Annotated in this window: 24 protein-coding genes; 16 read left to right on the top strand and 8 right to left on the bottom strand. The window is 59.7% G+C overall.

Going from position 1 to position 26,996, the window contains the following annotated elements:
• Nucleotides 1-83 precede the first annotated feature (83 nt).
• The 4 genes from R0J92_RS05610 to R0J92_RS05595 are packed head-to-tail and all read left to right on the top strand — an operon-like array spanning nucleotide 84 to nucleotide 4,371.
• Nucleotides 84-1,706: a L,D-transpeptidase family protein gene (locus R0J92_RS05610; RefSeq protein WP_411050994.1), complete on the top strand. Its 1,623-nt coding sequence runs from the start codon at nucleotides 84-86 to the stop codon at nucleotides 1,704-1,706.
• A 37-nt stretch (nucleotides 1,707-1,743) separates the two neighbouring features.
• Entirely contained in the window at nucleotides 1,744-2,817 is a 1,074-nt protein-coding gene (lpxD, locus tag R0J92_RS05605; protein ID WP_411050993.1) for a UDP-3-O-(3-hydroxymyristoyl)glucosamine N-acyltransferase, read from the top strand.
• A 50-nt stretch (nucleotides 2,818-2,867) separates the two neighbouring features.
• A complete protein-coding gene (locus R0J92_RS05600; protein WP_411050992.1) occupies nucleotides 2,868-3,128 on the top strand; it encodes an acyl carrier protein in 261 nt (86 codons plus the stop codon).
• 34 nt (nucleotides 3,129-3,162) lie between these two features.
• A complete protein-coding gene (locus R0J92_RS05595; protein ID WP_317386208.1) occupies nucleotides 3,163-4,371 on the top strand; it encodes a beta-ketoacyl-[acyl-carrier-protein] synthase family protein in 1,209 nt (402 codons plus the stop codon).
• Nucleotides 4,372-4,446: 75 nt separating this feature from the next.
• Here R0J92_RS05595 and R0J92_RS05590 read toward each other — a convergent pair whose 3' ends face one another.
• The gene (locus R0J92_RS05590) at nucleotides 4,447-5,094 is read right to left on the bottom strand and encodes an invasion associated locus B family protein (protein WP_106163655.1); all 648 of its coding nucleotides are present in this window, start codon (nucleotides 5,092-5,094) and stop codon (nucleotides 4,447-4,449) included.
• A gap of 519 nt (nucleotides 5,095-5,613) precedes the next feature.
• Here R0J92_RS05590 and R0J92_RS05585 point away from each other — a divergent pair.
• Nucleotides 5,614-7,158 carry a helicase HerA-like domain-containing protein gene (locus R0J92_RS05585; protein WP_411050991.1) on the top strand — a complete coding sequence of 515 codons (1,545 nt, stop codon included), beginning with the start codon at nucleotides 5,614-5,616 and terminating at the stop codon, nucleotides 7,156-7,158.
• Between the two features lie 57 nt (nucleotides 7,159-7,215).
• Here the strand turns inward: R0J92_RS05585 and R0J92_RS05580 are convergent, their stop codons facing one another.
• The 5 genes from R0J92_RS05580 to R0J92_RS05560 all read right to left on the bottom strand — a co-directional run bounded on the left by R0J92_RS05580 (nucleotide 7,216) and on the right by R0J92_RS05560 (nucleotide 12,354).
• Complete coding sequence (locus R0J92_RS05580; RefSeq protein ID WP_411050990.1) at nucleotides 7,216-8,541, bottom strand: branched-chain amino acid ABC transporter permease; 1,326 nt, start codon at nucleotides 8,539-8,541, stop codon at nucleotides 7,216-7,218.
• On the bottom strand, nucleotides 8,538-9,548 hold the full coding sequence (locus tag R0J92_RS05575; RefSeq protein ID WP_106163658.1) for a branched-chain amino acid ABC transporter permease: 1,011 nt from the start codon (nucleotides 9,546-9,548) through the stop codon (nucleotides 8,538-8,540). The genes R0J92_RS05580 and R0J92_RS05575 overlap by 4 nt, the downstream gene beginning before the upstream one ends.
• A 3-nt stretch (nucleotides 9,549-9,551) precedes the next feature.
• A complete protein-coding gene (locus tag R0J92_RS05570) occupies nucleotides 9,552-10,265 on the bottom strand; it encodes an ABC transporter ATP-binding protein (protein ID WP_106163659.1) in 714 nt (237 codons plus the stop codon).
• Nucleotides 10,262-11,053: an ABC transporter ATP-binding protein gene (locus R0J92_RS05565; protein WP_317386205.1), complete on the bottom strand. Its 792-nt coding sequence runs from the start codon at nucleotides 11,051-11,053 to the stop codon at nucleotides 10,262-10,264. The genes R0J92_RS05570 and R0J92_RS05565 overlap by 4 nt, the downstream gene beginning before the upstream one ends.
• Nucleotides 11,054-11,160: 107 nt before the next feature.
• Nucleotides 11,161-12,354: an ABC transporter substrate-binding protein gene (locus R0J92_RS05560; protein ID WP_106163661.1), complete on the bottom strand. Its 1,194-nt coding sequence runs from the start codon at nucleotides 12,352-12,354 to the stop codon at nucleotides 11,161-11,163.
• A 139-nt stretch (nucleotides 12,355-12,493) separates the two neighbouring features.
• Here R0J92_RS05560 and R0J92_RS05555 point away from each other — a divergent pair, with 139 nt between their 5' ends.
• Complete coding sequence (locus R0J92_RS05555; RefSeq protein WP_411050989.1) at nucleotides 12,494-13,600, top strand: PQQ-dependent sugar dehydrogenase; 1,107 nt, start codon at nucleotides 12,494-12,496, stop codon at nucleotides 13,598-13,600.
• 3 nt (nucleotides 13,601-13,603) lie between these two features.
• On the opposite strand, the gene R0J92_RS05550 is transcribed toward R0J92_RS05555, so the two are convergent.
• Entirely contained in the window at nucleotides 13,604-14,608 is a 1,005-nt protein-coding gene (locus R0J92_RS05550) for a GlxA family transcriptional regulator (RefSeq protein ID WP_106163663.1), read from the bottom strand.
• Between the two features lie 199 nt (nucleotides 14,609-14,807).
• Between R0J92_RS05550 and R0J92_RS05545 the strand changes: the two genes are divergently transcribed.
• A complete protein-coding gene (locus R0J92_RS05545; protein WP_411050988.1) occupies nucleotides 14,808-16,178 on the top strand; it encodes a class II 3-deoxy-7-phosphoheptulonate synthase in 1,371 nt (456 codons plus the stop codon).
• Nucleotides 16,179-16,381: 203 nt separating this feature from the next.
• Here R0J92_RS05545 and R0J92_RS05540 read toward each other — a convergent pair whose 3' ends face one another.
• On the bottom strand, nucleotides 16,382-17,335 hold the full coding sequence (locus R0J92_RS05540) for a PAS domain-containing protein (RefSeq protein WP_411051157.1): 954 nt from the start codon (nucleotides 17,333-17,335) through the stop codon (nucleotides 16,382-16,384).
• A 240-nt stretch (nucleotides 17,336-17,575) separates the two neighbouring features.
• Between R0J92_RS05540 and R0J92_RS05535 the strand changes: the two genes are divergently transcribed.
• The 9 genes from R0J92_RS05535 to pstB all read left to right on the top strand — a co-directional run bounded on the left by R0J92_RS05535 (nucleotide 17,576) and on the right by pstB (nucleotide 26,994).
• Nucleotides 17,576-18,472, top strand: coding sequence for a YicC/YloC family endoribonuclease (locus R0J92_RS05535; protein WP_411050987.1), 897 nt, complete (start codon nucleotides 17,576-17,578; stop codon nucleotides 18,470-18,472).
• Between the two features lie 15 nt (nucleotides 18,473-18,487).
• Nucleotides 18,488-19,141 (top strand): guanylate kinase, encoded by a 654-nt coding sequence (gene gmk, locus R0J92_RS05530; RefSeq protein ID WP_411050986.1) that lies wholly within the window; start codon nucleotides 18,488-18,490, stop codon nucleotides 19,139-19,141.
• On the top strand, nucleotides 19,138-19,659 hold the full coding sequence (locus R0J92_RS05525) for a gamma carbonic anhydrase family protein (RefSeq protein ID WP_411050985.1): 522 nt from the start codon (nucleotides 19,138-19,140) through the stop codon (nucleotides 19,657-19,659). The genes gmk and R0J92_RS05525 overlap by 4 nt, the downstream gene beginning before the upstream one ends.
• Nucleotides 19,660-19,685: 26 nt before the next feature.
• Nucleotides 19,686-20,843 carry a trans-sulfuration enzyme family protein gene (locus tag R0J92_RS05520; protein WP_411051156.1) on the top strand — a complete coding sequence of 386 codons (1,158 nt, stop codon included), beginning with the start codon at nucleotides 19,686-19,688 and terminating at the stop codon, nucleotides 20,841-20,843.
• A gap of 54 nt (nucleotides 20,844-20,897) precedes the next feature.
• Nucleotides 20,898-21,938 (top strand): ATP-binding protein, encoded by a 1,041-nt coding sequence (locus tag R0J92_RS05515; RefSeq protein WP_411050984.1) that lies wholly within the window; start codon nucleotides 20,898-20,900, stop codon nucleotides 21,936-21,938.
• 311 nt (nucleotides 21,939-22,249) lie between these two features.
• Entirely contained in the window at nucleotides 22,250-23,290 is a 1,041-nt protein-coding gene (locus R0J92_RS05510) for a substrate-binding domain-containing protein (RefSeq protein ID WP_411050983.1), read from the top strand.
• Nucleotides 23,291-23,384: 94 nt separating this feature from the next.
• On the top strand, nucleotides 23,385-24,857 hold the full coding sequence (gene pstC, locus R0J92_RS05505) for a phosphate ABC transporter permease subunit PstC (protein ID WP_106163739.1): 1,473 nt from the start codon (nucleotides 23,385-23,387) through the stop codon (nucleotides 24,855-24,857).
• Nucleotides 24,854-26,182 (top strand): phosphate ABC transporter permease PstA, encoded by a 1,329-nt coding sequence (gene pstA / locus R0J92_RS05500; protein ID WP_411050982.1) that lies wholly within the window; start codon nucleotides 24,854-24,856, stop codon nucleotides 26,180-26,182. The genes pstC and pstA overlap by 4 nt, the downstream gene beginning before the upstream one ends.
• A gap of 14 nt (nucleotides 26,183-26,196) precedes the next feature.
• Nucleotides 26,197-26,994 (top strand): phosphate ABC transporter ATP-binding protein PstB, encoded by a 798-nt coding sequence (gene pstB / locus R0J92_RS05495; protein ID WP_106163672.1) that lies wholly within the window; start codon nucleotides 26,197-26,199, stop codon nucleotides 26,992-26,994.
• The last annotated feature ends 2 nt before the right edge of the window (nucleotides 26,995-26,996 follow it).

Genomic DNA, 26,996 nt, shown 5'->3' with positions numbered 1-26,996 from the left:
TGGACTTGCAAGGGGCCCGTTTACCTACACTCGGATAACGTCTATCCGCACCTCTTGCGTTGTATCTTGGAGTTTATTGAAAGATGTCGCTGGCCTGCGCACCAAAGTTCTCTTCCCTCATCACCGGTGGCCTTCTGGCTGCAGTGCTGGGCGCCTCTGTATTCTTCGCCGATGACGCGGCTGCGTCGTCCACGGGGTTCCGTCAGGCCGTGGCTGAAATGGCTTGGGAGGATGAGGCTGTTGCCTCCTTCTACCGCGAGACCGGCTATGCGCCGCTTTGGACTGCGGACACGCCCGAAGCCAAAGCGCGGCGACAGGCCTTTATGCAGGCGCTGGAAGAGGCCTCAATGCATGGGCTTCCGGATATGTCGCTCCGCGCCTCCGAACTGGTGGCGCAAATGCGAAATGTTCGCTCGACCCGCGATTTGGGCGCGGTCGAAGTGGCCCTGAGCCGGGCGCTGGTCGACTATGCAACCGACCTGCAAACCGGTCTGGTGAATACGCCCTCCTCGATCGACGAAGGGATTGTCCGGAACAAGCATAAGGTAGACGCCACAGGGTTCCTGAGCGGTATATCGAGCGAGCGCCCCTATGCGTTTCTGCAAAACCTTGTGCCGGCCTCTCCCCAATACCGTGCGCTGATGCGTGAAAAGATGCGGCTTGAGGCCCTTCTTAGCGCCGGTGGCTGGGGGGCAATCGTCCCCGTCCGCAAGATGGAGCCCGGCGACACTGGCCCCACAGTGATTGCCCTGCGCAATCGGCTCGTTGCCATGGGGTATCTGAATCCCACGGCGACGCGCAGCTATGACCTCGCGCTCGAGGATGCGGTGCGCCGTTTTCAGGATGAACACGGGCTTGCGGTAGACGGCGTCGCGGGTGAGGGCACCCTGAATGAGATCAATCGCCCGGTGACGGATCGTATCAAATCTGTGCTGGTGGCGATGGAGCGGGAGCGTTGGCTGACCCCGGATCGCGGCGAACGCCATATTCTGGTGAACCAGACCGATTTTACAGCCAAGATCATCGACGATGGCGAGATCACATTCGAAACACGATCCGTCATTGGCAGCAATCGCAGTGATCGCCGCACGCCAGAATTCTCCGACGTGATGGATCACATGGTGATCAATCCAAGCTGGTATGTGCCGCGTTCGATCATCACCAAGGAATATCTGCCGAAGCTGAAAAACAACCCCAACGCCCACAGCTACATCGAGATCACCGATAACCGGGGGCGGGTTGTAAATCGCAACAACGTGGATTTCAGCCAGTTCACCGCGCGCAGCTTTCCGTTCGCGATGCGGCAACCGCCGAGCAGCCGCAACGCGCTTGGTCTGGTCAAGTTCATGTTCCCGAACAAATACAACATCTATCTGCACGACACGCCACAAAAGAGCCTGTTCGGGCGCGAAGTGCGCGCCTTCTCGCATGGCTGCATCCGCCTGCAGAAACCGTTCGAGTTTGCGTATGCGCTTCTGGCACGGCAATCCGACACGCCGAAGCAGTATTTCCACCAGGTGCTGAACAGTGGCAAGGAGACCAAGGTCACGCTTGAGACCAAGGTGCCCGTGCACATGATCTATCGCACCGCCTTTGTGTCTGAAGATGGGCGCGCAGAATTCCGCCGTGACATCTATGGTCGTGACGCCAAGATCTGGTCCGCGATGGAGCGGGCAGGGGTGGCGCTTCCCGGCGTTCAGGGCTAAGTCTCGGGCCAGGATCCGCTTTTGGAGGAATGGCCCGATGTACACCGTTCGTGAGATCGCCGATGCCCTTGGGGCCGAGGCCGCTGGTGCAGTCGATCTGACCATCACCGAAGCCGCAGAGCCACAGGACGCCGGTCCTGATGCGCTCGCCATGGCGATGTCACCCAAATACGCCGAGGCGCTGTCTGCAGGCACAGCCCGCGTTGCACTCGTCTGGGAGGGGGCCGACTGGCAAGGCATGGGGCTGGACGCCGCTATCTTTGTCGTCCGTCCGCGCCTCGCCATGGGCGGTGTCACGCGTATGCTCGACCCTGGGCAACGAGAAGCGCCAGGCATTCATCCCTCCGCGGTCATCGACCCGACCGCCGTGATCGAACAAAATGTCACCATCGGCCCACTTGCGGTGGTCGGCCCCAACGCCGTCATCGGCGCAGGGAGCCTGATCGGCGCGCATTGTTTCATCGGTGCGGATGTGACCATCGGCGTGGACGCCAACCTTCGCGAAATGGTCTCGATCGGGGCTCGGGTCTCGATCGGGGACCGGTTTCGTGCCCAGCCCGGAGCGCGTGTGGCCGCGGATGGGTTTTCCTATGTGACGGCCGAAACCTCTGGCGTCGAGAACGCACGCAAGACCTTGGGCGACCAGGGCGAAACAGAGACACAGCCCTGGCTTCGCATACATTCACTTGGGTCTGTAAGGATCGGAAATGACGTTGAAATCGGCGCCAACTGCACGATCGACAACGGCACGATCCGCGACACGGTGATCGGCAATGGTACCAAGCTCGACAACCAGGTGCACATCGGTCACAACTGCCGCATCGGTGATGATTGCCTGCTCTGCGGACAGACGGGTCTGTCCGGGTCGGTCGACGTCGGCAACAATGTGGTACTGGGTGGCCAATGCGGCGTCGCTGACAACCTCTTTATCGGCGACCGGGTGATTGCCGGCGGCGGCACCAAGATCCTGTCGAATGTGCCCGCGGGCCGTGTCGTAATGGGCTACCCGGCCGTGAAGATGGACACCCATACGGAAATGTACAAAGCACAGCGCCGGCTGCCACGGCTGATGCGCGATCTCGACGCATTGAAAAAGGCTGTTTTCAAATAACCTTTCAGTCAGTAAACCTCAGGCAATCTCATCTCCCGCAGGAGCCGCTCATGAGCACGCAGGATAAGGTCATCGCAATCATCGCTGAGCAGGCGGTATTGGAGCCCTCGGATGTAACCCTCGACAGCACGCTGGAAGATCTCGGCATCGACAGCCTGGGCCTTGTTGAAAGCATCTTTGCGATCGAAGAAGAATTCGACATTACCATCCCCTTCAACGCCAACGAGCCTGAGCAGAGCGATTTCGATATCTCGAATGTCGCCGCCATCATCGCCGGGATCGACAAACTGGTCGCCGAAAAGAACGGCTGATCGCACTGGGTGTCATCGGACAAGAGGACTTGCCATGAAACGCGTTGTGATCACCGGCGCCGGAACCATCAATGCGCTCGGACATACGGTTGCCAAAACCATGGAATCCATGCGCGAAGGCCGATGTGGCATTGGCGACCTGGATTTTCGTGACGTTGATCGGCTTGCCATCAAGATTGGCGGTCAGGTCCGCGATTTCGAGGCAGAAGGCCGCTTCAACCGGCAACAGATGGTTCTCTATGATCGCTTTACCCAATTTACGCTGGTTGCAGCGGGTGAAGCGATCCGTCAATCGGGCCTCGAGTTCACGGGCGAGCTGGCCGCGAAATCAGGTGTTGTTCTTGGCACCGCCGGGGGTGGAGTGTCCACTTGGGATGACAACTATCGTTCCGTCTACGAAGACGGAAAGAACCGGGTTCATCCCTTTGTTGTCCCCAAGCTGATGAACAACGCGGCGGCCAGCCACGTGTCCATGGAATATAACCTCAAAGGGCCCAGCTTTACGGTCTCGACCGCCTGTGCGTCCTCCAACCATGCCATGGCGCAGGCTTTCCAGATGGTCCGCAGCGGCATGAGCCCCGCGATGGTGACCGGCGGGTCGGAATCGATGCTCTGTTTTGGCGGGGTGAAGGCCTGGGAAGGGCTACGCGTCATGTCGAAGGACGCCTGCCGCCCGTTCAGCGCAAATCGCAACGGCATGGTTCAGGGCGAAGGCGCCGGGGTCTTTGTGTTCGAGGAATACGAACATGCGAAGGCCCGCGGGGCAGAAATCCTCTGCGAAATCGTCGGCTACGCCATGAGCTCTGACGCCGCCGATATCGTGATGCCCAGCAAACAGGGCGCCGCGCGTGCGATCTCCGGCGCGCTGAAGGATGCGCAGATCAATGCGCAGGACGTGGGCTATATCAACGCCCATGGCACTGGCACTGCGGCCAATGACAAGACTGAATGCGCCGCCGTGGCTGATGTGTTTGGCCCGCATGCCGACAACCTGATGATCTCCTCCACGAAATCAATGCATGGCCATCTGATCGGCGGCACCGGTGCGGTGGAGCTGCTGGCCTGCATCATGGCGTTGCGCGACGGCGTTATAGCCCCGACCATCGGCTATGAAGAGCCCGATCCGGAATGCGCGCTCGATGTGGTGCCGAACGAGGCGCGGGAAGCAACGATCGATGTTGCGCTCTCCAATGCGTTCGCCTTTGGGGGGTTGAACGCTGTCCTGGCGCTGAAGCGGGTCTGACCGTCGTCTCGGAACAAAAAACGCCCGCCTGAAGTTTGATCCTCGGGCGGGCGTTTTTGTTTCAGGACCCAGTTCTTACTGCTTCACGACATCCACAGCATTGAAGCCCGCGGTGAAGCCCTTCAGCGACATCGGCACAGAGACCGTGGTTTCCGGCGAAGGAGCAGGGCGCAGGCTGAAGACCGCTTCGCTGCCTTGTTTGAACGCATTGATATCTGCTTCTGTCAGGCCAATCTGTGCGACACAGCCGGCTTTATTGCAGAAGGAGAAGTTGTAGCGCTTGCCCGGCGCACCATCCACAGAGACGGTCAGACCTGCCGGCAGCAGGGTTTCCAGCGGAGCGATCACAGTCGCGCCAGCCACCGCCTGGCCGCCACCGGACGTGTCGATGCGGAACAGCGAGACTTCTGCCACGGGGCCGCCTTCTTCGTCGACAAGAACCTGGAGCAGCGAGCAAGGATCTTCATCCGACTGGGTGTTGACGCAAGCCAGATCCCAATCTCCGAATTTCTCCTTTGAGTACCGCTGCCCGACGCGCAGCGCCGCATCGGCGGGTGTGCCAAGATCCAGCAGCTGGTCTGCATTCGGCGCGGGCGCTTCTGCATCTTGCTCTGCAGTTTCTGCAGTCTGATCGGTTGTGTCCTGATCCGTCGTCTCTTGCGCAACCAGCGGCGACGCCGCGAGGAGGAGGGCAAGGGAGACCGAGCTGAGGGATTTCAACATGAATGCCTCTTTTGTTTGAATCTATCTTCGCCATTTAACATGGCATCCAGCAAGTGTCAGGGGAATAACAGCAGTAAAACGGGCAAATGACTGATTTCCGCCGATGTTCTACAGCTTGGATACTCAATCAACCATCCAAAAGACAGCGCGGACAGGCCAGACATCGAAAAAGGGGGCCGAAGCCCCCTTTTACGTAGATATCTCCCCGTCGGACTGGCCGACTTAGTTATTGTTCAGAACGTTACGAGCGAAAATCGTATCGGTCAACATCCAATAGAAAAAAAATGATATTACAGCCAAAGCACCCTTTTGCCGGTGTTCTACTATGGAATTATGACAGATTGTGTCGCACCCTCGCGTCGAGACAAAAAAAAGGCCGTGCACTAAGGCACGGCCAGTCTGACAGGGAGGAAGTGTCCGTTGATCCAACCGCATTCGAACCATCGGACCTCTTAACGCTGGCAGAAAAAGGTTAACAATGTATTTGGGTGAATACGCGCCTTGAGGAGTTCAGCAGGCATGCCAAAGGAAGTTTTCATCGGCGGAGGGGGCGAAAGCTATGCAACGCCACAGTACCTCAGCCTAAAGTATGCCAATCGGCATGGGCTGATTGCCGGTGCGACGGGAACCGGTAAAACGGTTACACTTCAGATCCTTGCAGAGAGTTTCTCGAGCGAAGGCGTGCCGGTAATCCTGGCGGATGTCAAAGGAGATCTCTCCGGTTTGGCAAAATCTGGCAGTGCGGATGCCGCGCTTCACGACCCCTTCGTTAAAAGAGCGAAAAAAATAGGATTTACCTCGTTTGACTACCATTCGGTGCCTGTCACCTTCTGGGATCTCTTCGGAGACCAGGGGCATCCCGTGCGCACAACCGTCGCCGAAATGGGGCCGCTGCTGCTGTCACGCTTGCTGGAATTAAGCGAAGCGCAAGAGGGTATCCTGAACATTTCCTTCCGTCTGGCCGACGAACAAGGGCTGCCGCTGCTGGATCTCAAGGACCTGCAAGCCTTGCTGGTTTGGGTCGGTGAGAACCGCGATAGCCTGTCGTTGCGATATGGTAATGTCTCTACCGCCTCGATCGGCGCGATTCAGCGTCGGCTGCTGGTTCTGGAAAACCAGGGCGGGGCAAGCATGTTCGGGGAACCGGCGCTCGACCTTCAGGATCTGATGCGACGTGATGATCTTGGGCGAGGTATGGTTAACGTGCTTGCCGCCGACAAGCTCATGGCCTCGCCCAAACTCTATGCAACGTTCCTGCTGTGGTTGCTGAGCGAACTGTTCGAGACGTTGCCAGAGGTCGGAGATCCGGACGAACCAAAGCTGGTGTTCTTCTTTGATGAGGCGCATCTATTGTTCGACGACGCGCCCAAGGCTCTGATCGACAAGGTTGAACAGGTGGCGCGCCTCATCCGCTCCAAAGGGGTCGGCGTGTATTTCGTCACCCAATCCCCGGATGACATTCCCGAGGACATCCTTGGCCAGCTGGGCAATCGGGTCCAGCATGCGATTCGTGCATTCACCGCCCGAGACCGAAAAAAACTGAAACTGGCGGCGGAAACATACCGCGAAAACCCCAGATTCTCGACCGAGGACGCCATCCGCGATGTGGGCGTGGGCGAGGCGGTCACCTCAATGCTGGAGAAAAAAGCCGTGCCGGGCGTGGTCGAGCGCACGTTGATCCGGCCGCCCTCCAGCCAGTTGGGCCCCATCACACCATCGGAACGCACGGCGGTGATGCAGGCCTCGGTCATGGCGGGCAAGTATGATGCGAGTGTTGACCGTGAGTCCGCATATGAGATTTTGAAGGCCCGCGCCGAAACAGCGGCACGCGAGGCGGCTGCGGCGGAAGAACAGGCAGAGACTGCTCCGGACCCGATGGTGCGAGAATTCAGCGCCGCCCGTCGCTACAGCGGCAGCCGGGTTGGACGGTCCACATCGCGCCGCATCGGGGGCGCAGATACGATCGCCTCTGCCATGTCAGAAGCAGTGATCAAGGAGCTGAAAGGCACAACCGGACGGCGCATCGTGCGCGGCATCCTTGGCGGGTTGTTCAAGGGGCGCTGACCGGGCGCAAGCACGCGGAAAACGGAAAACGCCGCCCATAAAGGGCGGCGTTTTTTGTTACTTTTCAGGGATCAAGCCGCGTGGGCTAAACCTGAGAACCAGGAGCAATATCAGGCCCATCGTAAACAGTCGCATATGCGCCGCGCTTTCCAGAAGATGCGCGCGAAGCCCGTTGTCTTCGGCCATGCCAGAGGTGATCATTTCGATCACCAGAACGCCAAGCGGCTCGACCTTGATCCACAGGAACCAGACCAGAAGCCCGCCCAGTACCGCGCCAAAGTTATTGCCCGAACCACCAACAATCACCATGACCCAGATCAGGAAGGTGAACCGCAGGGGGTTATAGGTGCCCGGCGTCAGCTGACTGTCGAGCGTGGTCATCATCGCGCCCGCCACACCACATATGGCAGACCCGAGAATGAAGATCTGCAGGTGACGGCGGGTGACGTGCTTACCCATTGCGTTTGCGGCCACCTCGTTGTCGCGGATCGCACGCATCATCCGGCCCCATGGACTCTTGAGCGCCATTTGCGCCATCCACAGCAGCACCAGCAGAACGATCGCGAAGAGAGCCGAATACCCCAGTTTCACATAGATCGTTGACGCGGTGGTTGCATCGAGACCCCAGGACGCCGCCTTTTCGACAAAGGCCGGATCACCTTGCAAATCGACCTCGTAGGGCAGTGGGCGGGGCAGGCCGACCACATTCTTGACGCCGCGGGACAGCCAGTCCTCGTTTTTAAGAACTGCAATGATGATCTCAGCAATCCCCAGCGTGGCAATCGCCAGATAGTCAGAGCGCAGTCCCAGCGCTGTTTTGCCGATCAGCCAGGCGACGCCCGCCGCCAGCAGACCACCCAAGGGCCAGGCCATCAGAACCGGCAGCCCAAGACCGCCAATATTGCCTTCAAGAGCGGCGTTGATCCCCTCGACAGCCTCAACCCCCGGATCAAGAACCGCACGGTAGATCACAAAGCCGACAATCAGGATGGCCAGCATGGTCGCGGTGCGTGCCAGCCCGGCGGTCATTTTCTGATAGGCAAGGATCGCAAGGCCGATGGTCGCGGCGCCAAGCACCAGAGCCATCAGGATCTGCTGGCCGCCCGCCTCCCAGGCGCCCGGCGTGGGTGACATGGAGGTGAGAACCACGGCAAGCCCGCCGAGCGCAGTGAAGCCCATGATGCCGACATTGAACAGACCGGCGAAGCCCCATTGCAGGTTCACCCCAAGCGCCATGATCGCGGAGATCAGACCCATATTGAGGATCGTCAGCGATGAATTCCACGAGCCGGAGAAAACACCAAAAGCGGTGGTTGTCCCTTCCAGCACCAGCAGCAGGCCGACGCCGACGAACAGAAGCGTATGTTTCAAAGTATCGCTCATACTGCTTTCCCCTTGAAGATACCTGTGGGTTTGAACAGCAGCACGATCACAAGGATCGCGAAGGATACTGCGAATTTATAATCGGTGCTCAGGAGCTGCGCGAGCCCGTCCGGCGCCAGGCTTTCGGGCAGGATGTAGCCGCCGACCTTTTTCCAGGCGTAGGTGATCATGACTTCGCTCATGGCGATGACAAAACCGCCGGCGATCGCGCCGAGCGGGCTACCAAGCCCCCCAACGATGGCCGCCGCAAAGATCGGCAGGAGCAACTGGAAGTAAGTGAACGGTTTGAAAGACTTATCAAGCCCGTAAAGTGTGCCTGCGATCGTCGCCAATGCCGCCACGATCAGCCATGTGATGATCACCACACGCTCCGGATTGATGCCTGACAGCAGCGCCAGATCTTCGTTGTCGGAGTAGGCGCGCATGGATTTACCGGTACGGGTCTTGTTCAGGAACCAGAACAACAGCGCCACCACGATGATTGCAGTGATGACTGTAATGCCTTGTGAAGTCTTGATCGCAAGCCCCTCATCGAGGCCGGTCATATTCTTGAACGCCCGGGCCTTGATGATGAAACGCTCGCCATCGCCGAACCGCTGATCGCCGGGGCCGATGATAAAGCGCACGAGCCCGTTCATCATGAACATCACCCCAAGCGAGACCATAACGAACACCACCGGCTTGGCCTTTTGCTCGCGATAGAATTTGAACACGGCCCGGTCCGTGACCACCACAAGCGCCATGGTGAAAACAATCCCGATGGGCAGGGCGAGCAGCGCCGTCGGCAGGGGCCCCGCAGAGATCCCCCAGGACTGAAACAGCCAGGTGAACAGGATCGTGACCATGGTCCCAAATGCCATGGTGTCCCCATGGGCAAAGTTTGAGAACCGCAAAATCCCGTAGATCAGCGTCACCCCGAGCGCGCCAAGCGCCAGTTGGCTGCCATAGGCGATGCCGGGAATGAGCACGAAGTTTGAAAGCGCCACGAAGGCGTTGAGGAAATCCATCTCTTAGCCTCCCAGAAAAGATTTGCGCACTTCGGGATCGGCCAGAAGCTCTTGCCCGGTGCCGGTATAGGCATTTGCGCCTTGCACCAGAACATAGCCTTTGTCCGCAATTTCAAGCGCTTGCTTGGCGTTCTGTTCCACCATCAAGATCGGCAAACCAGTGCGCGCGACCTCGATGATACGGTCGAACAGTTCGTCCATCACGATGGGTGAGACACCCGCCGTGGGCTCATCGAGCATCAGAACCTTGGGCTTGGTCATCAGCGCGCGGCCCACGGCTACCTGCTGACGTTGACCACCTGACAGCTCGCCCGCTGCCTGATAGCGCTTGTCCTTCAAGATCGGAAACAGGTGATAGACCTGCTCCATCGTGTCGGAGAAATCATCCGTGCGGATGAACGCCCCCATTTCCAGATTCTCTTCTACCGTCATGGATGTGAAAATATTGCTGGTCTGCGGCACAAACCCCATGCCCTTGACCACGCGTTCCTGCGGGCTGAGATGGGTGATATCCTCGCCCGCGAGCCGAACCGCGCCGGAGCGCACATTCAACATGCCAAAGACAGCCTTCATGCCGGTGGATTTACCAGCGCCATTGGGGCCAACGATGACAGCGATTTCGCCGGAGTTCACGGCGATGGTGCAGTCGTGCAGGATGTCCGGCCCCTTGCCGTAGCCTCCCGTCATGCTGTCGCCGATCAGAAAGGGTTCGCTCATGCGTCCGCCCCCTGCAGTTTATCTTTATTTTTCAAACCAGTGCCCAGGTATGCTTCGATCACCTGCTCGTTGGCCTTGATCTCGTCCAGGGTGCCTTGGGCCAGTTTCTTGCCCTCCGCCATGACGATCACCGGATCACACAGGCGGTCGATGAATTCCATATCATGCTCGATCACCACGAAGGTGTAGCCGCGTTCTTCGTTGAGGCGCTTGATCGCATCGGCAATGGTATAGAGCAGCGTCCGGTTCACCCCGGCACCCACCTCGTCAAGAAAGACGATCTTGGCGTCGACCATCATGGTGCGTCCCAGTTCCAGCAGCTTTTTCTGACCGCCGGAAATCTCGCCCGCCTTCAGGTCCGCGATATGGCTGATGGTGAGGAACTCTAGCACTTCATCCGCCTTGGCCCGCAGGGCGCGTTCCTCATCTGCGATGCGCTTGCGGCCAAACCAGGTGTTCCACAGCGTCTCACCCGACTGATCGCCGGGAACCATCATCAGGTTCTCGCGGCAGGTCATCGAGGAAAATTCATGCGCGATCTGGAAGGTGCGCAGCAATCCCTTGTGGAACAGCTCATGTGGCGGCAAGCCCGTGATGTCCTCGCCATCCATCAGGACCCGGCCTGAGGTTGGCGGCAATACACCTGCCACAACATTGAAAAGAGTGGTTTTTCCGGCGCCGTTTGGCCCGATCAAACCGGTAATGGAGCCCTTTGCAATCTCCAGCGAAGCGCCGTCAACCGCATGGAACCCGCCGAAGTGCTTATGCAAATCCTCGACGACGATCATGTCATTTTTCCCCTGCCGTCAGTTACTGCGGCCCTATTATTTGGAACAGCCCGAGGCGCATATGGCTCCCGGGCTGATCAGATTTCTATATCGCGACGAGATCCGACTTAGCGGAACTTGACCGTCGTGTTCTTGCCGTCCTGCACTTCGATCTCGCGGTAGGAGCCTGCGCTCTCACCGGGGCCGATGAGGTTGACGCCAGTGGCGCCCTCATAGTCGATCTCGCCGCCATTGGCGAGGATCTCAAGCGCCTTACCAAGTTCGCCGGGGTTGATTTTCTCGCCCGGTGCATTGGCAACTTCGGTGATCTTGGACACGTAATCCTTTGGATCAACAGAGCCGGAGGCCTGCATGGCCAGCAGGAAAAGTGCAGCCGCATCATAGCTTTCGGGCGAGTAGGCAGAGGTTCCGTCGAACCCGGCTTCATTCGCCATCTCGGCAAAGATCTCTGCGCCTTCGCTGTCGGAGCCAGCGATCTGACCAAACGAGCCATTCAGGTCCGAGCCGATGTTTTCGGGCAGCGAATCACCGATCATGCCATCGGGCAGACCAAAGGTATCGAATGCACCGGTATCGAGTGCGCTCTGGATGATGCCCAGACCACCTTGGTCGAGATACCCGGCAACAACCAGGATATCGCCACCCGCAGATGCCAGTGCCGCCACTTCGGCAGAATAGTCGCCTTTGCCGTCTTCGTGCGAGGTCACGATCGTGACGTCACCACCACCGGCCTCAAACGCGGCTTGGATCGAATCCGCCAGGCCCTTGCCGTAGTCGTTGTTGGTGTAGGTGATGGCGATGCTGTCGACATCACGATCCGCGAGAATCGACGCCATGATCTCGCCCTGACGCGCGTCAGACGGGGTGGTGCGGAAGAACAGGCCGTTGTCCTCCATCGCAGTCAGACCCGGCGAGCTGGCCGACGGCGAAATCATCACCATGCCGTTTGGAATGGCGACGTTCTGCAGGATCGCGCCCGTCACGCCAGAGCAGTCGCCACCGACGATGCCGTTGGCGCCATCCGCGATCAGTTTTTCCGCGTTGGCAGTGGCCAGACCATTGTCGATGCAGCCTGTTTCGGCGCGCAGCGGGGTTACTTTGGCAGCATCCAGCAGCTTGCCGGATTCGGTGACTTCAGCCATCGCCAGCTCGGCACCAGCCGCCATGGTCGGTGCCAGGGACTCGATCGGGCCAGTGAAACCGAACAGAACGCCAAGCTTAACTTCTTTGGCATGGCCATCGGCAAACGCGGTGCCGGCGCTCAGCGCAATGGCCGCCGTCGCAGTCAGCAGTTTTTTCATTTGAAAACTCCCTTGTTGGAACAATGTTGTTCGTCAGGAACCCTATGCAAGCCCCGCAGGAAAGGGAAGAGCGATCAGACCCGCTTTTTTCTGCCCTCATATGTGGGCGCTAACACCCGCCTTTCAAAGGAGAAAGCCGATGTTTCGATGTCTCGCCTTGATCATCACTCTTGCCCTTGGCGCCGGGGTGCTTGCACCTTTCGGCGCACGCGCGATGGAAAGCAGTCAGGGAAGTTTACGCGTTCAAAAGATCGCCGATGGCTTCAATGTCCCCTGGGGGTTCACCTTCCTGTCTGAGGGCGGCGTACTTCTGACGGAACGCAACGGTGCGCTGTGGTACGTCAATGAGGGGAGCAAACAGCAGGTCCGTGGCGCGCCGCAGGTTGCCGCAGATGGGCAAGGCGGTCTTTTGGATGTCGTTGCAGCGCGCGATTTCGCCCAGAGCCGACGCGTCTACTTTACCTTCGCAAAGTCACAGGGGCGTGGAGCGGGAACCGCGGTCGCCGTCGGAACACTCAGCAATGACCTTTCAGAAGTCACTGACTTGAAAGTGATATTTGAGGCACGAGCCGGAGCCCGCGGAGGGCGACATTTCGGGTCGCGCCTCGTTGAAGCGAAAGACGGCAGCCTGTTTGTGACGCTGGGGGAGCGCGGTGATCGCCCCAGCGCACAGGATTTGTCGCGCGAGCAGGGGTCCATTATCCGGATCCTGCCCGACGGTCGCATTCCGGGCGACAACCCGTTTGTGAACGTTGAAGGCGCGCGCCCGGCCATCTGGTCCTATGGCCATCGTAATCCGCAGGGCTTGGCAATGGACGATCGCGGACAGCTCTGGGGCGTCGAGCACGGGGCAAAAGGTGGCGACGAGGTCAACCTGATCGAGAGGGGACAGAATTACGGCTGGCCCGTGATTTCCTATGGGCGGCATTACTCGGGTCGCAAGATCGGCGAGGGGGCTGAGAAGCCGGGACTGAAGCAGCCGGAATGGTATTGGGATCCCTCCATCGCGCCCTCCGGCATGATGATCTACTCGGGCGCCCTCTGGCCGCAATGGCGTGGTGATATCTTTGTTGGATCTTTGAAGTTCGATTACATTTCAAGGCTCTCTGGGTCGAATCTGCAAGAGGCCGAGAAGTTGAAAGCGCCGCAGACCGGCCGCGTCCGCGACCTGCGAGAGGCCCCGGACGGGTCGATATGGTTTATCTCGGAGTATGAGGGCGCCCTCTACCGGATCACCCCGGAATGACGCTCAGGTGACCTGACGCGCGCCCTTGCTGCCACGCTCACGATAGGGCGTGGTATCGTAATGGGCGCGATAGCATTTGGAGAAATGCGACGGTGAGGCAAAGCCACAGGCCAGCGCGACGTTGATCACGCTCATATCGGTTTGCATCAACAGGTTGCGCGCTTTCTGCAGACGCAGCTCCATGTAATAGCGTTTGGGGCTGCGGTTGAGATAACGGCGGAACAATCGCTCCAGCTGGCGGGTCGACATGCCGACATCCTCGGCGAGGATGGACGGGCTGATCGGTTCCTCGATGTGTTTCTCCATCATCTGGATTACCATCGACAACTTGGGATGACGCACCCCGATGCGGGTCGGAATGGACAGGCGCTGCACGTCCTGATCGGTCCGGATGGAGGAATAAATCAGCTGATCCGCCACCATGTTGGCCAGTTCCTCACCATGATCTTCGGCGATGATCTTCAGCATCAAGTCGATGGAAGAGGTGCCGCCAGCGGTCGACATACGGTTGCCATCAATGACGAAGACCGACTTCGTCAGATCGACCTCCTCAAACTCTTCGGCAAAACTGTCGGAGTTCTCCCAATGGATGGTCGCACGCTTGCCATCCAGCAAGCCGGCCTTGGCCAGCGTGTAGGAGGCCGTACAGAGCCCAGCGATGGTCAGCCCCTTGCGGGACTCGCGCCGCAACCAGGACAGGACCCGCTTTGTGGTGGCTTTTTGCACCTCGATGCCACCGCAGAGCATGATCGTGTCATCACGTTGCAGCTCATTCAGATCAGATTCGACCTGAAAGACCGTTCCAGCAGAGCAGGTTACGGTTTCCCCGCCTTCGCCTAGGACGTTCCAGGAATATAACTCCTGACCAGCCATGCGATTGGCGATCCGAAGCGATTCCATCGCGGCGGAAAAACACAGGAGCGTAAACTGATCCAGAAGAACAAACGTAAACCGGCGATGTTTGCCATCTGAAGTCAGTTCAGGTGGCGCCTCTGGCTTGGCTTGCATGGCTCGGGTCCTTACAAAACGGGTCTTCATAGACGGTGCTGGGAAAGCCGCGCGACGTAACGTCGCGAATTCAAAAACCTGCTCACAGGATAGCACCGGGGTCAAGACGTGGAAATTCTAAACTGGCCACTGTTAGCGCTCTTCTATATACGCTTCTTTCGTAAAACCGGGTTCCAAAGTTATTTTCGGAGTATGAGCCATGAGCGATTGGCAAAAAACGAACTGGCGCAACAAGCCGCGAGTCCAGATGCCGGACTATCTGGATCAGGACGCGCTGCACTCCGTCGAAGCGCAATTGGGGAAATATCCGCCGCTGGTTTTTGCCGGTGAAGCGCGCCGCCTGAAGTCCCAGCTTGGGGCAGCGGGACGCGGCGAGGCCTTCCTGCTGCAGGGCGGCGATTGCGCCGAGAGCTTTGAGCAATTCAGCGCCGATGGCATTCGCGACACCTTCAAGGTGATGTTGCAGATGGCGATGGTGCTGACCTACGGCGCCAAGGTGCCGGTGGTGAAAGTAGGGCGCATGGCCGGGCAATTCGCCAAGCCGCGTTCCGCCCCAACCGAGACCATCGACGGTGTTGAGCTGCCGAGCTATCGCGGTGACATCATCAACGAGCTGGCCTTTACGTCCGACGCGCGCATTCCGGATCCGAAGAAGATGCTGAAGGCCTATACTCAGGCCGCGGCGACGCTGAACCTGATCCGCGCCTTCTCCACCGGCGGCTACGCAGATGTGCATCAGGTTCACGCCTGGACGCTTGGCTTTACCGAAGGTGAAAAGGCCGAGGCCTATCGCGACATGGCGAACCGGATCACCGATACGCTGGACTTCATGAAGGCGGCAGGCGTCACCAAGGACACTGCGCATACGCTGCAGACGGTGGAATTCTACACCAGCCACGAAGGGCTGCTACTGGAATATGAAGAGGCCCTGACACGTCTTGATTCGACCTCCGGCAAATGGCTGGCAGGCTCCGGTCACATGATCTGGATCGGCGACCGCACCCGGCAGCCGGACGGCGCGCATGTGGAATTCTGCAGCGGTGTGCTGAACCCGATCGGTCTGAAATGTGGTCCGACCACCACCGCCGACGATCTCAAGGTCCTGATGCAGAAGCTCAACCCGGAGAACGAGGAGGGCAAGCTGACCCTGATCGCGCGCTTCGGTGCTGGCAAGGCGGGTGAGCACCTGCCGCGTCTGGTGCAGGCGGTCAAGGAAGAGGGGGCCAAGGTGACCTGGGTCTGCGATCCGATGCATGGCAACACCATCAAATCCGCCACGGGCTACAAGACACGCCCCTTCGATTCTGTACTGCGCGAAGTGCGCGACTTCTTCGGAGTGCACCAGGCCGAGGGCACCATCCCCGGTGGTGTGCATTTCGAGATGACCGGCCAGGACGTCACCGAATGCACCGGCGGGGTGCGGGACGTGACCGAGGAAAACCTCAGTGATCGCTATCACACCGCTTGTGACCCGCGCCTCAACGCGGATCAGTCGCTGGAGCTGGCCTTCCTCGTCGCCGAGGAACTGTCGCGCCTGCGGACACCGGGCGAAAGCCGCGCTGCGATATAAGAACCGATTTATCGTTGCATTGACGGCCCGCATTGAGATGCGGGCCGTTTTTTGTGGGTAACGCCGACGCAGCAAGGCCAGACAATCGACAAAAAAGAACGCCCGGAACACATTCTGTGTCCGGGCGTCAATGCTTCAACGTCTATGTCCAGTAGGTTGAAACTTATACGTATTAGTCGCGATTTTGACTAGAATTTTAGCAATCAGTCCCGCGAAACCACCAGGCGCAGATGTGATGCGTCTTTGCGCAGCTTGCCACCGCGCGGCGGCCGGGACACCAGTTTTTCCACCTCGGTTGTCGATACGGTTTCCAGCGTCACGGGGCTGGTGGTTTCGGTATCATTTCTGACCGGGGTGCGTGTCGATTTCAACGCCTCGTCATTCTCACGGCGTGCCCGATCCAGAAGTGATCTCGCCTCATCCATCAAGCTGGTGGACTTGCGTTCAAAGGACGTGCGCGGCTCAGAAAAGCCCGTCGTCTCGGACGTCTTGCCGGTCGAGAGGTCGCGCCGTGGACGGTCTTGCAGACCTGGCTCGGATACGCGCGGGGTCGCCTTGAATTCAGGCTTGTCCAGCGCGTCACCCGAGGTCTTGCCGACTTTGCGAACGTCATAGCTTTCGACGCTGAAGCGCTGCGACACACGGCTTGCGGCACCTTCGGACACCAGAACGCCCAGCGCACGGCTGACATCGCCAAGATCGCTGCGCAGCGGTAGCAGTATCATACGCGCTGTGCGGCTGCCCCGCATGCGGGTTGCTTCGGTCTTCAGGTCAAATTCCAGAATGGATGGGTCTTCGAACATATGCTCCAGAGCGGCGCTGATGGTCTTGCGTGCTTCTACTGTGAAGAAGGCCGTCAGCGGCATGCCGCGCACTTCCATCCCGGCGAGTTCATTGACGCGCTGGCCGGCCAGACGGAACCGAGCGATTCCCGGAGCGACTCGTTCCAGAATAAAAGTCTGGCTCAGGATGTTTTCCAGCCCACGCGGATCAACCTGTGAGCGGCTGGGAATCTCATCGCCTCGACGCAGTGCGGTCCAGTATGCCTCAGCCTGACGCAGCGGCGACACGTTAGAGCGTGCGCGAAAGCGATCCATTGCTACCACCTTGTCCAACCCCGTCTTCTTGTCTGCGCCGTCGTGACCGCGAAAAATCATTTTCATGTCCTCTGCATCCGGTTTCGACATCGAACCCTGGCAAGAGACCCATGCCCAAGGGTTAACGTCAAATTGGTTACCTTGGAGTTAACATGACACAATATAGCTAAAGTTTGGACCAATAGTTTAATCAATGGTTAACACTTTAGGATAGCACCCCTCCGCCTTCGCGCGTTCTGCTATGCGGCTGGCATTGACCCGGTGCCCAGCACCTGTATTCAGGATCAAGGAGGGTCACAGATGACATTGCATTCCATGACAGGCTTTGCATCCGGGCAGGGCGCACAGGACGGGTATACTTGGGTCTGGGATATCAGATCGGTCAACGCCAAGGGGCTGGACCTGCGCGCACGGGTGCCGGATTGGCTTGAAGGTCTTGAAAATGAACTGAAAAAGCGCGCATCCAAGAGGCTTGGCCGTGGCAATGTGTCGATCAACCTGCGTCTGAGCCGGACCGAGGACGGCAAGGGACAGATGCAGATCAACACCGCCGCATTGGAGAGCGCCCTTGCATCCGTCCGCGCAACGCAAGCACAGGCCGAGCAGGTCGGTCTGGTGCTCGCACCCGTTCGCGCAACGGATATCCTTCAGATGCGTGGCGTGTTGGAGCAGGCCTCCGCCGAGCAAAATACCGAACATTTGGTAAAGATGCTCCTATCCGAATTCGACTCACTTCTGAATGACTTTGTTAACATGCGCGCGGCCGAGGGCGCCGCACTGTTTCAGGTGCTCACAGATCAGCTGTCCCGTATTGAAACGCTCTGCAACCAAGCCGCCCAGCGCGCTGCGGATCGTCAGCTGCAGATTGAGGACGCGCTGAAAGCGAACCTCGCCCGGGTGATTCAGAACAGTGAAGGCGCCGATCCGGATCGTGTCGCGCAGGAGCTGGCGCTGATCGCGGTGAAGTCGGATGTGACAGAGGAGCTGGACCGGCTTGCGGCCCATATCACTGCCGCGCGCGCCCTGCTCGACACGGGAGGCCTGATCGGGCGAAAGCTGGACTTCCTGATGCAGGAGTTCAACCGAGAGGCCAACACGCTGTGTTCAAAAGCGCAGAACGCGGCCTTGACCGAAGTGGGTTTGGAACTCAAAACCGTGATCGACCAGATGCGCGAGCAAGTCCAGAACATAGAATAAGGAGCGACCCCTCTCATGGCACAGAAACAGGCACAGCGGCGGGGCCTTCTCATCATCCTGTCGTCGCCCTCCGGCGCGGGCAAATCGACATTGGCAAAGCGCCTACGGGCCTGGGACAGCGATATCAGCTTTTCCGTCTCTGCCACCACGCGCAAACCGCGCCCCGGCGAGGTGGACGGGCAGGATTACCATTTCGTCTCGGTCGACTCGTTCAAACATGACGTGGCCGATGGCGAGATGCTGGAGCACGCGCATGTATTCGGCAATTTCTACGGCTCGCCCAAAGGGCCGGTGCAGCATGCCATCAACAACGGTCAGGACGTGCTGTTTGATATCGACTGGCAGGGCGCCCAGCAGATCACCAACTCCGATCTCGGCAAGCACACGCTGTCGATTTTCCTGCTGCCGCCCTCGATCACCGAGCTGCGGCGCCGGCTGGAAAACCGGGCGCAGGACGATGACGAGACCATCCAGCGCCGGATGCAGAAAAGCTGGGACGAGATTTCGCACTGGGGTTCTTACGACCATGTGCTGATCAACGAGGATCTCGACGAGACCGAAGAGAACCTCAAGACGATCATCAAGGCCACACGTCTGCGCCGCCTGCAGCAACCATCGCTGATCGACCACGCGCGCACCCTGCAACAGGAATTCGAGGAGCTGTCATGACCCTTTATGCCCTTGGAGCCCACAAGCCGCAGATCCACCCCGACACCTGGGTCGCCCCGGACGCCAACCTGATCGGGCAGGTGGTACTGGAGGAGGGGGCCTCGGTCTGGTTCGGCGTCACCATCCGCGCCGATCACGAGGAAATCCGCGTTGGCCGTGGCTCCAACGTGCAGGAAAACGTGGTCATGCATATTGATGCCGGCTACCCCCTCAGCATTGGTGAGAACTGCACCATTGGTCACAAGGTCATGCTGCATGGCTGCACCATTGGCGAAAACTCCCTGATCGGCATGGGGGCCACCATTCTCAACGGTGCCAAGATCGGTAAGAACTGTTTGATAGGCGCGGGCGCCCTGATCACGGAGAACAAGGAAATTCCTGATAATTCTCTGGTCATGGGCGCACCGGGCAAAGTGGTGCGCGAAGTGGACGCCGCCCTCGCCGCCAAGCTGGCCGACAGTGCCCTGCATTATCAGGAGAACATGCGCCGTTTCAAAGCGGAGCTGAAGGAGATTTGACCGTGAAGAATTCCCGCCCCTCCGTCATGCGACCACATGGCCTGCCCGAGAGCGCCAGCCATCCCGTGGTCACCCCGCTCAGTCCCTCTGTTGTCTACGCATCCGAGACCCCGGATGCGCTGGACGATCAGTACGAGGGCCGCGTCCACGGTTATACCTACTCACGTGAGGGGCATCCAAACGCCGATGTGATCGCACGCCGTCTTGATGATATGGAGGGTGCATCGGGTGGTGTGGTGACCGGTTCCGGCATGGCGGCGGTCTCTGCGGTTCTGATGGGGCTGTTGCAGACAGGCGACCACGTCATCGGCGGCGATCAGCTATATGGCCGTTCCCTGCGATTGATGAAGGAAGACCTGCCGCGTCTCGGCGTCGCGACGACATTGGCCAACCCCGGCGATGTGGAGGCCATCCGCGCCGCCATCCGTCCCGAGACCAAGCTCATCTTAGTGGAGGCTGTGTCCAATCCAACGCTGGCGGTGGCGGATATCGACGGGATTGCCGCATTGTGCCGTGAACACGGTCTCCTGCTGGTGGTCGACAATACCTTTACCACGCCGCGCGGGTTCAAGCCGTTCGACCATGGTGCCGACATCGTGATCCATTCGGTGACCAAGCTGCTGGCGGGGCATTCCGACGTCATGCTGGGCTATGTGGTCGCCAAGGATGCCACACTCAATGACCGGATGCGGGTGTTTTCCGTCACCACCGGCATGACGCCAAGCCCCTTTGACTGCTGGCTGGCGGAGCGCGGTTTGCTGTCGTTTGACCTGCGCTTTGACCGTGCCGAAGCCACAGCCGCCCGCCTGGCCGACCACATTGCAGGGCTGCCGGGTGTCAAGCGCGTGCTGTATCCGACGCGTCACGACCACCCCGATCACGGGCGTGCAGAAACGCTGCTGAAGGGCAGGGGCTGTAACATGGTCAGCTTTGAGCTCGATGGCGGGCGCGCCGCCGCCAATGCCTTCACCCGTGCCGCGGAGGGGCTGTCCTTTGCGCCGACGCTGGGGGATGTGGGCACCACGCTGTCGCACCCCGCCTCCTCGTCACATCGGGCGCTGTCGCCTGAGAACCGCGCCGAGCTGGGTTTGCACGAGGGGTTCTTTCGCGTTTCGGTCGGGCTGGAGGATCCAGACACGCTCTGCCGCATCTTCGAAGACGCGATCACGGCTGCCACGTCATAGTTACATTTCCCGGCTAAACAGATCGCCACGACGAAAACAACGAGGCAGAGTCTCATGTCGCAAGAGCTAATCGACGGTCTACTGGCCGCGATACCGATGCCAGCCGTATTGGTCGACCAGACCGAGCGGTTCATCGCGGCCAATGTCGAGGGTATAACGCTTCTGGGTCCGCAGATCGTCGGGCGGCACTTTGCCACGATCCTACGTCAACCGGGCGTCACCACGGCGATCGAGACCTGCCTTTTGGACCGCCAGCCACGCACCGCGCGCCACCTGTCCAACGATGGCGCACAGGACACGACTTTCGAGGTCACTCTGCGGTATGTTCCTGGCGTCGGCGCGGTCAAAGGCGGTGCAGTATTGGTCTGTTTTGCAGATATCACCGACCGGGAAACCGTTGGCCAGATGCGCCGGGACTTTGTGGCCAACGTCAGCCATGAACTGCGCACGCCGCTGACCGCGCTCATGGGGTTTATCGAAACCCTGCGCGGGGCTGCACGGGATGACCCCAACGCCCGGGATCGGTTCCTCGGGATCATGGAAGGCGAGGCCAGCCGCATGAACCGGTTGGTAGGGGATCTGCTGTCCCTGAACCGGGTGGAGAGCGAGGAACGCGTGCGCCCCAAGGAGCGCATCGATCTGGTGGAGCATTTGAAGTCCACCATCAAGTCCCTCGAACCGCTTGCCGCATCTGGCGGGACGTCCCTGACGCTGGAGGCGCCGGACACGCCGGTGGACATTCCGGCGGACGCCGATCAAATTCAGCAGGTCTTCACCAACCTGATCGAAAACGGTTTGAAATACGGCGGCGAAAACGTCTCCGTGACCCTGACCGTGCTGGAACGCGACCCGGCGCTGCGATGCCCGGCCGTGCGGGTGCAGGTCATTGATGACGGCCCCGGCATCAACCCGGTGCATCTGCCCCGTCTCACTGAACGCTTCTATCGCGCTGACAACCACAGATCACGAGAGCTGGGTGGCACGGGGCTTGGCCTGGCGATCGTGAAACACATCATCAACAGGCACCGTGGCCGGTTGCGGGTGGAGAGCGATCTTGGAAAGGGTGCGACCTTCACGGTCATCCTGCCGCAATAACAGCGTCACACGCGCGAATCTGACCCCAAACGAAGCCTTTCAGGCCCATCTGCGTCGCACCACCGGGCGTAAGCCGGGGCTTGTGTGACAGCCGATTAATCTTTGCATCGTCGCATTCCCTGAGGCGTGCCCTACGTGCGGCGCGGCAAATCCCTATTTCTCGTGAGTATTTCGATTTTTTTTCAGGGTAGGGCCCGGGTCGTCATGTAACTGTTACATAGCTGTCACAAAAGCCACACCTGAGCCTTCTAGGAGGGGCTCAAGATCATCTTGGGGGTGATCGTAAATTTCTTAAACTCATGGAGACGTAGATGTCCTTTGTGAAACTGACCGCATCCACCCTGGCAATCGCAGCTGTATCGGCCACCGCAGCCGCTGCGCGTGACCAGGTGCAGGTCGCTGGCTCCTCCACCGTTCTGCCATATGCTTCGATTGTTGCAGAAGTGTTCGGTGAAAACACCGATTTCCCGACGCCGGTTGTTGAATCCGGTGGCTCCTCCGCTGGCCTGAAGCGCTTCTGCGAAGGTGTTGGCGAAAACACCATCGACGTCGCCAACGCGTCGCGCCAAATTCGCGAAAAAGAGATCAAGGCCTGCGCCGAAGCTGGCGTGACCGACATCATCGAAGTGCGCATCGGCTATGACGGCATCGTATTTGCCTCCCAGCAGTCCGGTCCCGAGTTCTCCGCTTTTGAACCGTCCGACATCTACAACGCCATCGGCGCACAGGTGATGAAAGACGGCGCATTGGTTGAAAACAGCTTCAACTCCTGGGCCGAATTCAACGCAGATCTGCCCGACGCAGAAATCGCGATGTTCATCCCCGGCACCAAGCACGGCACCCGCGAAGTCTTCGAAGACAAGGTCCTGCTGAAGGGCTGTGAAGAAACCGGCGCCATGCAGGCGATGCTCGACGGCGGCATGGACGAAGATGCAGCAGAAGATGCCTGCCTCGACGTACGCCAGGACGGCAAGTCCGTGGACATCGACGGTGACTACACCGAGACCCTGGCGCGTATCGACGCCAACACCAACGGCATCGGCGTGTTCGGTCTGGCGTTCTACGAGAACAACACCGACAAGCTGAAAGTGGCGACCATGTCCGACGTGGCCCCGTCCACCGAGACCATCTCCACCGGTGAATACCCCGTGTCCCGCCCGCTGTTCTTCTACGTGAAGAAAGCCCACATCGGCGTGATCCCCGGCCTGCAGGAATACGCTCAGTTCTTCGTGGCTGACGAGATCGCTGGCCCGTCCGGCCCGCTGGCCAACTACGGCCTGGTGGCTGACCCGGAACTGGCAAAGACCCAAGAAGCTGTCGCCAATGCGACAACCATGGGCTCCGGCAGCTGATTTCAGCAGCTGACTGACGACCGGGGCGGTGTTTAACGCCGCCCCGGATCCCTTTCTGGATCTATTCAAAGACAACATGACCTCGGGGGTTACGATGCCGTTATTCTGGCTGATCTTGATCGTGCTCGTGATCGCGGCGGTGGGCTATATGCTCGGCCGGTCGCGGGCGCTGGCCAACGCGGGAGGCGACAGCAGAGAGCTGCATTCGCTGCCGTCCTACTACGGCTGGAACGTGGCGCTCAAAGCCATGGTGCCGACATTCGTCCTGTTGATCGTCTGGCTCCTGGTGCAGCCGCTCTATGTTAACTCAGTCATCTCGGGCATGATCCCTGCGAACGTGATCGACGATGGCTCATCGCGTGGGCTGGTCATGGCAGAGGTCCGCCGCGCCGCGAACGGGCTCGACAACGCAGTGGCGCAGGGCGTGATGGACGAAGAGTTTGCCCGCAACGCCCGCGCGGATTTCACCGATGTGTCCCAAGTGCTCAAGGATGCCGGCCAGATCGTGACCACGGAGGTCACACAGCCGGTTCTGCGCGCAGCCCAGCGCTACCGGATCGTGAACGCGACCGGCTACCAGATCATGTCGATTGTTGCAGTGGTGCTGGCGCTGGCCGGAACGCTGTTCGCCCTGCGCGAGACGCGCGCCCTGTTTCGCGCCCGCAATGTGGTTGAACTCGGCATTCACGCCCTGCTGGTCGGCGCGGCCTCGATCGCCGTTCTCACCACCGTCGGTATCCTGTTGTCGCTGGTCTTCAACACATGGGAATTCTTCAAGCTCTATCCGGCCTCCGATTTCTTCTTCGGTCTAAACTGGGCGCCGAGCTTTTCCGGTCGTGGCGGCTCTTCTGATCTGGGCGTGCTGCCGCTCCTGTGGGGGACCTTCTACATTTCCATCGTGGCGCTTGCAGTGGCGGTTCCGATCGGACTTTTTGCCGCGATCTACCTGTCCGAATACGCCAGCCCGCGGATCCGGTCGATCGCCAAGCCGCTGCTGGAGATCCTCGCCGGCATCCCGACCATCGTCTACGGTCTCTTTGCGCTGCTGACCGTGGGGCCGCTTCTGCTGAAGGTCTTTGGCAACGAGGGGCTGGGCTGGATGCAAGCCGGCACCGCGGTGATGACTGCGGGGTTGGTGATGGGCATCATGCTCATCCCCTTTGTTTCTTCACTGTCGGACGACATCATCAATGCCGTGCCGCAGGCGATGCGCGATGGGTCCTATGGCCTGGGCGCAACCCAGTCGGAAACCATCCGCCAGGTGGTTATCCCAGCAGCACTTCCGGGCATCGTCGGCGCCATTCTGCTGGCCGCCTCGCGTGCCATTGGCGAAACCATGATCGTGGTGCTTGGGGCAGGGGCCGCGGCCCGGCTCAGTCTCAACCCGTTTGAAGCGATGACCACGGTAACGGCCAAGATTGTCAGCCAGCTGACAGGTGACGCCGATTTTGCCAGCCCCGAAGCGCTCGTCGCCTTCGCGCTCGGCATGACACTCTTTGTGCTGACCCTGTGCCTCAACATCATCGCCCTCTACATTGTCCGTAAATACCGGGAGCAGTACGAATGACCGATGCCAGCATGGACAACCCGCCCCCTGCGCGCGCCAGGTCGCTGCGCCAAGCCGACGCCAACACCCGACGCCGCAACGCCGCCGAAAAGCGCTTTCGGGCCTATGGGATGGTGGCCATCCTCACCGGCCTGTTTTTCCTGACAGTGCTGTTCGTGTCGATCATCCGCTCAGGCGCTCCGGCCTTTACCCGTACCGTGGTCAATGTCGAATTCACCCTGACCCAAGACCAGATGGACGCCGCCGAGAGCGAACTGTTCAAGACCAAGGCTTATTCCAACCTCTTCATCGCTGCCCTGCAGGGCAAACTTAAAGAGCGCGGCATGTCGGTCGAGTTTGACGAAGCCGCGATCGAGCGGCTGCTTGGCAAGGTCGGCGGCACTCTGCGCGCGCACTACAAGGAATATCCGGACGATGTGGGCAAGCCGGTTCCCTTTGAGCTGGCCGCCTCCAGTCGCGTCGATGGCTACTACAAGGGCCGCGTGAACCGCGAGACCCTGCAGGACAGCCGGTTCCTGCAGCTCAGCGATCTGGATCTGGTGGATGCGCTGGAAGAGGCCCAGATCATCAAGCAAGCCTTCAGCTGGACCTTCATCACTGGCGCCGACTCCGGCGTGGACAACCCAGGCGGGGCCGGTATCGGCGCAGCCGTTGTGGGCTCCTTCTTCATGATGCTGGTGGTTCTGGTGCTGTCGCTGCCCATCGGCGTGGCCGCGTCCATCTACCTGGAGGAATTCGCACCGCAGAACCGGTTTACCGACCTGATCGAGGTGAACATCTCCAATCTCGCGGCGGTTCCGTCGATCGTGTTTGGTATCCTTGGCCTCGCTGTGTTCATCCAGTTCATGCATTTGCCGCAATCGGCGCCGCTGGTGGGTGGTCTGGTGCTGTCGCTGATGACGCTGCCGACCATCATCATTTCCACCCGTGCCTCGCTGAAGGCGGTACCACCCTCGATCCGGGACGCGGCCTTGGGAGTCGGGGCATCCAAGATGCAGGCCGTATTCCATCATGTACTGCCGCTGGCGGCACCGGGCATCCTGACCGGGACCATCATCGGTCTGGCGCAGGCGCTGGGGGAAACCGCACCGCTGTTGCTGATCGGCATGGTCGGCTTTGTCGCGCGTGGCTATCCGGATGGGTTCGTCGCAGGCTTCACCGAGCCGAACTCGGCAATGCCGGCGCAGATCTACACCTGGGCGGCCCGCGCTGATGCGAGCTTTTACGAAAAGGCCTGGGGCGGCATCATCATCCTGTTGGCGTTCCTCCTGACCATGAATATCATCGCAATCATCCTGCGCCGTCGCTTCGAGCGCCGCTGGTAAGGGGAGCATCTCAAATGAACGATATGACAGTAATGGATAGTACCGTGGAAGCCCAACGCACCAAGATGGCCGCTCAGAACGTCAACGTATACTACGGCGACACCCACGCCATCAAAGACGTCAATGTGGAGATCGAAGACAAGACCGTCACGGCCTTCATCGGCCCGTCCGGTTGTGGCAAGTCGACCTTCCTGCGGTGCCTCAACCGCATGAACGACACGATCGACATTTGCCGGGTCACCGGGGACATCCTGCTTGAGGGCGAGGATATCTATGACAAGCGCGTCGATCCGGTGCAGCTGCGGGCACAGGTGGGCATGGTCTTTCAAAAGCCAAACCCGTTTCCAAAATCGATCTACGACAATGTGGCCTATGGTCCCCGCATCCACGGTCTTGCCAAGAACAAGGCAGACCTGGACGAGATCGTCGAGAGATCCCTGCGCCGCGGTGCCATCTGGGACGAGGTGAAGGACCGTCTGCAGTCCCCCGGCACCGGCCTTTCAGGCGGTCAGCAGCAGCGTCTGTGCATCGCCCGCGCAGTGGCCACTGAGCCAGAAGTCCTGTTGATGGACGAACCCTGCTCGGCCCTGGACCCGATCGCCACCGCACAGGTCGAGGAGCTGATCGACGAGCTGCGCGAAAGCTACTCTGTTGTGATCGTGACACACTCCATGCAGCAGGCCGCTCGGGTGAGCCAGAAAACCGCCTTCTTCCACCTTGGCAACCTCGTGGAATTCGGTCCGACCGGTCAGATCTTTACCAACCCCGAAGATCCTCGCACCGAAAGCTACATCACCGGCCGCATAGGCTAAGG

The organism is Tritonibacter sp. SIMBA_163 (assembly GCF_046535935.1).
GTDB lineage: Bacteria > Pseudomonadota > Alphaproteobacteria > Rhodobacterales > Rhodobacteraceae > Epibacterium > Epibacterium scottomollicae.
Note: the sequence above shows the minus strand (reverse complement) of the source record. Positions and strands in the feature narration are given on the sequence as shown.

Coding starts and splice junctions, on each gene's coding strand:
- R0J92_RS05610 (WP_411050994.1), top strand. CDS start 84: ATGTCGCTGGCCTGCGCACCAAAGTTCTCTTCCCTCATCACCGGTGGC.
- lpxD (WP_411050993.1), top strand. CDS start 1,744: ATGTACACCGTTCGTGAGATCGCCGATGCCCTTGGGGCCGAGGCCGCT.
- R0J92_RS05600 (WP_411050992.1), top strand. CDS start 2,868: ATGAGCACGCAGGATAAGGTCATCGCAATCATCGCTGAGCAGGCGGTA.
- R0J92_RS05595 (WP_317386208.1), top strand. CDS start 3,163: ATGAAACGCGTTGTGATCACCGGCGCCGGAACCATCAATGCGCTCGGA.
- R0J92_RS05590 (WP_106163655.1), bottom strand. CDS start 5,094: ATGTTGAAATCCCTCAGCTCGGTCTCCCTTGCCCTCCTCCTCGCGGCG.
- R0J92_RS05585 (WP_411050991.1), top strand. CDS start 5,614: ATGCCAAAGGAAGTTTTCATCGGCGGAGGGGGCGAAAGCTATGCAACG.
- R0J92_RS05580 (WP_411050990.1), bottom strand. CDS start 8,541: ATGAGCGATACTTTGAAACATACGCTTCTGTTCGTCGGCGTCGGCCTG.
- R0J92_RS05575 (WP_106163658.1), bottom strand. CDS start 9,548: ATGGATTTCCTCAACGCCTTCGTGGCGCTTTCAAACTTCGTGCTCATT.
- R0J92_RS05570 (WP_106163659.1), bottom strand. CDS start 10,265: ATGAGCGAACCCTTTCTGATCGGCGACAGCATGACGGGAGGCTACGGC.
- R0J92_RS05565 (WP_317386205.1), bottom strand. CDS start 11,053: ATGATCGTCGTCGAGGATTTGCATAAGCACTTCGGCGGGTTCCATGCG.
- R0J92_RS05560 (WP_106163661.1), bottom strand. CDS start 12,354: ATGAAAAAACTGCTGACTGCGACGGCGGCCATTGCGCTGAGCGCCGGC.
- R0J92_RS05555 (WP_411050989.1), top strand. CDS start 12,494: ATGTTTCGATGTCTCGCCTTGATCATCACTCTTGCCCTTGGCGCCGGG.
- R0J92_RS05550 (WP_106163663.1), bottom strand. CDS start 14,608: ATGCAAGCCAAGCCAGAGGCGCCACCTGAACTGACTTCAGATGGCAAA.
- R0J92_RS05545 (WP_411050988.1), top strand. CDS start 14,808: ATGAGCGATTGGCAAAAAACGAACTGGCGCAACAAGCCGCGAGTCCAG.
- R0J92_RS05540 (WP_411051157.1), bottom strand. CDS start 17,335: ATGATTTTTCGCGGTCACGACGGCGCAGACAAGAAGACGGGGTTGGAC.
- R0J92_RS05535 (WP_411050987.1), top strand. CDS start 17,576: ATGACATTGCATTCCATGACAGGCTTTGCATCCGGGCAGGGCGCACAG.
- gmk (WP_411050986.1), top strand. CDS start 18,488: ATGGCACAGAAACAGGCACAGCGGCGGGGCCTTCTCATCATCCTGTCG.
- R0J92_RS05525 (WP_411050985.1), top strand. CDS start 19,138: ATGACCCTTTATGCCCTTGGAGCCCACAAGCCGCAGATCCACCCCGAC.
- R0J92_RS05520 (WP_411051156.1), top strand. CDS start 19,686: ATGCGACCACATGGCCTGCCCGAGAGCGCCAGCCATCCCGTGGTCACC.
- R0J92_RS05515 (WP_411050984.1), top strand. CDS start 20,898: ATGTCGCAAGAGCTAATCGACGGTCTACTGGCCGCGATACCGATGCCA.
- R0J92_RS05510 (WP_411050983.1), top strand. CDS start 22,250: ATGTCCTTTGTGAAACTGACCGCATCCACCCTGGCAATCGCAGCTGTA.
- pstC (WP_106163739.1), top strand. CDS start 23,385: ATGCCGTTATTCTGGCTGATCTTGATCGTGCTCGTGATCGCGGCGGTG.
- pstA (WP_411050982.1), top strand. CDS start 24,854: ATGACCGATGCCAGCATGGACAACCCGCCCCCTGCGCGCGCCAGGTCG.
- pstB (WP_106163672.1), top strand. CDS start 26,197: ATGAACGATATGACAGTAATGGATAGTACCGTGGAAGCCCAACGCACC.